This is a genomic window from uncultured Mycobacterium sp. (genome assembly GCF_964249325.1).
Lineage (GTDB): Bacteria > Actinomycetota > Actinomycetes > Mycobacteriales > Mycobacteriaceae > Mycobacterium.
This window is the reverse complement of record NZ_CAXUCH010000227.1, coordinates 3,952-6,773: the sequence shown is the minus strand read 5'-3', so window position 1 is coordinate 6,773 and position 2,822 is coordinate 3,952. Positions and strand designations below refer to the sequence as shown.

Below are 2,822 nucleotides of genomic sequence, written 5' to 3'. Positions count from 1 at the left end.
CACATCCTCACCATCAACGCCGCCATCATGCTCACCCTGAGTGCCGGTCAACAGCAACGCGGCCCAGGTGTGGTGGGCCCATCAGCCCGATGAGCTGAGCATTCAGCTACGCGGCCAGCTGCTGAACCACCGCGCGACGCCTGCGATATACCGCGATTTGCCATGCGTCAGCTAAATCGCCGTGAAGAAAACAGCATCACGCGCCTAAATCGTCTTGGATCTCTGTACCACAGTGCGCGCTATCGGGTTATGCTGTTATGCGGCTTAGCCTTGGCGCGCGAGGCTACTCATTTCAGTTGCGGAACATGCACGGTAGGGGAGGGGCGAGGATCTCCGCGATGAAATTTGTGCTGGCAAGCTGGGGAAGTCGTGGCGATATCGAGCCTGCCGTCGCTGTCGGTCGTGAACTCGTTCGCCGCGGGCATGAAGTTCGGGTGGCCGTCCCACCTGAACTGGTTGGCTTCGCCGAGTCGGCCGGGCTTGTGGCGGTCGCCTATGGGCTTGATAACCGGTCCATTCTGGAAGCGCACGGCACCTTCGCGGCGTGTTTATTCCGCAGCCCCTGGAGGGTCCACCATCTGATCACGTCGTATCGCGCATTTTGGGACCTGATTACTCAGTGCTGGAAGGACATAAGCACCACTCTCACGTCGCTGGCGGACGGGGCCGATCTGCTATTTACCGGCCAGGTTTTCGAGGATCCGGCTGCCAACGTTGCCGAGCATTACGACATCCCGTTGGCCACATTGCATTGGTTCCCGCTGCGGGCCATCGGCCAGGTCCTGCCATTCCTGCCGTCGCCGCTGGGCCGCTTGGCAACGACTGCGGAAGAGTGGCGGGCTTGGCGCATGGCAAAGAAGATGGAGGACGAGCAGCGCCGTCAACTCGGTCTGCCGAAGGCAACATGCCGCTCGTCGCGACGGATTACCGAACGCGGATCGCTGGAAATTCAGGCCTACGACGAGGTTCTCTTCCCCGGCCTGGCAGCCGAATGGGCGAAATTCGACGGCCAACGGCCCTTTGTTGGCGCGCTCACGATGGAGTTGCCAACAGATGCCGATGACGAGGTCGCCTCCTGGATTGCCGCGGGAACACCGCCGATTTACTTCGGCTTTGGCAGCATGCTGGTCGAATCTGCTGCCGACACGCTAGCCATGATCAGCGCGGCCTGTGCGGATTTAGGGGAGCGCGCGTTGGTGTGCGCCGGCCAAAGTGACTTCAGCGCCGTCCCCCATTTCCCGCACGTCAAGGTGGTGCGCGCGGTGAATTTCGCGCAGGTCTTTCCGGCCTGCCGCGCGGTCGTGCACCACGGTGGTGCGGGCACCCTGGCCGCGGGCCTGCGCGCCGGACGCCCCACGCTGATCCTTTGGATGGACATCGCCCAGCTGTACTGGGGAGATCGGGTCAAGCGGCTGAAGGTGGGCACCGCCCGGCGCTTTGCGGCCACGACCCGGGAATCGCTGGTCGCCGACCTGCGTACCATCCTCGCCCCGGAATGTGTCGCGCGGGCCCGCGAGCTGGCGAGCAAGATGACCAAGCCCGCCGAAAGCCTTACGGCCACGGCCGATCTTGTCGAAATATTCGCTCTCTCGGGGAAAGTCGAGTGATTCGGCACGGCGGGGCGTCGGGCTGATCGGCGCCGGCCAAATCTATGGGCCGTTAAGGGCACTCGTCATGCTCTACTACCGCACCGTTTGGTACAGGGGTGTGACTGCTCGCGGCGGAAGGCAATTCGGGCTGATTGTCCATCCATTCGAGCAGTGCGTGTAGACCGTCGTCGAGTGACCATTTCGGACGCCAGTCGAGTTCCTTCTGGGCCAGCTCGACGGTGCAACTCGCGGCGCGTACGTCACCGTCGCGGAATTTACCCACGACGATCGGTTCAGGGGCGTCGCAGATAGCGGCGATCGTTCGAGCCAGCTCATGGATGGTCGTCGCCGCGCCCGACCCGATATCCAGGCAACGTGGCCCGGCGGCAGGCTTTTGCACCGTGGTGGCCAGCGCGTCGACGACGTCATCGATAAAGACGAAATCGCGCACGATCCGACCGTCTTCGTAGACCTCCGCCGGGCGTTGCTCGCACGCCAACCGCGCAAACAGACTGACGATTCCGGTGTACGGATTGGTCAGCGACTGACCCGGCCCGTAGACATTCTGCAGACGCAGCACACTGAAATTGGTGTCATGCGCAGCGGTCCAGGCCGCCAACATGTGCTCCTGGGCAAGCTTAGTGGCGGCGTAAATGTTGGTGGGCCGGGGCTCGGTTCGGCTTGCGCAACTGGCAACCGGAACGGCGGGTTCCCCGCTGGGCCCCTGAGGATCCCAGATACCAGCTACCAGCTGAGCGTGGCTGCGTGGCCCCGGATAGAAGATGTCGTTGCCGCATCGCCACGCGCCCTCACCATAGACGGCCCGTGACGACGCCAGGACGAACTGGTCGGGTACGAGTGCTGAACGACTCAGGGCATCGAGAAGTTGGGCAGTGCCCACCACGTTCACCGAGGCGTGACGCGTGGCCTCGGTGAGCGACTGCGCCGTTCCAGTCTCGGCGGCCAAATGCACAACCTGCGATGGTTGGAACAACCGAAGCACCGCATCCCAGTCAGGGCCATGCGTGACATCGGCGGTGAACAACCGCACTGATGCCGGCAGGCGGATCGCCGCACCTCCGGCGTGCACTTGCGGGTGCAGGACGTCCATCACCGCGACGTCGTAACCGGCTTCGACGAGACGGCGCGAGAGCGCGGATCCAATAAATCCCGCCCCACCAGTGATGAGCACGGATGCTGCCAACAGCCGAAGCCTCCGGTTCCTCGGTGGAG

2 protein-coding genes are annotated in these 2,822 nt (G+C 63.4%); one reads left to right on the top strand and one right to left on the bottom strand.

The genetic code is table 11. The features are described 5' to 3' along the window. The first annotated feature begins 338 nt into the window (after window positions 1-338). Entirely contained in the window at window positions 339-1,607 is a 1,269-nt protein-coding gene (locus tag ACFE99_RS20800; protein WP_375488299.1) for a glycosyltransferase, read from the top strand. A 52-nt stretch (window positions 1,608-1,659) separates the two neighbouring features. Here the strand turns inward: ACFE99_RS20800 and ACFE99_RS20795 are convergent, their stop codons facing one another. Next, window positions 1,660-2,781, bottom strand: coding sequence for an NAD-dependent epimerase/dehydratase family protein (locus ACFE99_RS20795; protein ID WP_375488301.1), 1,122 nt, complete (start codon window positions 2,779-2,781; stop codon window positions 1,660-1,662). Window positions 2,782-2,822 lie beyond the last annotated feature (41 nt).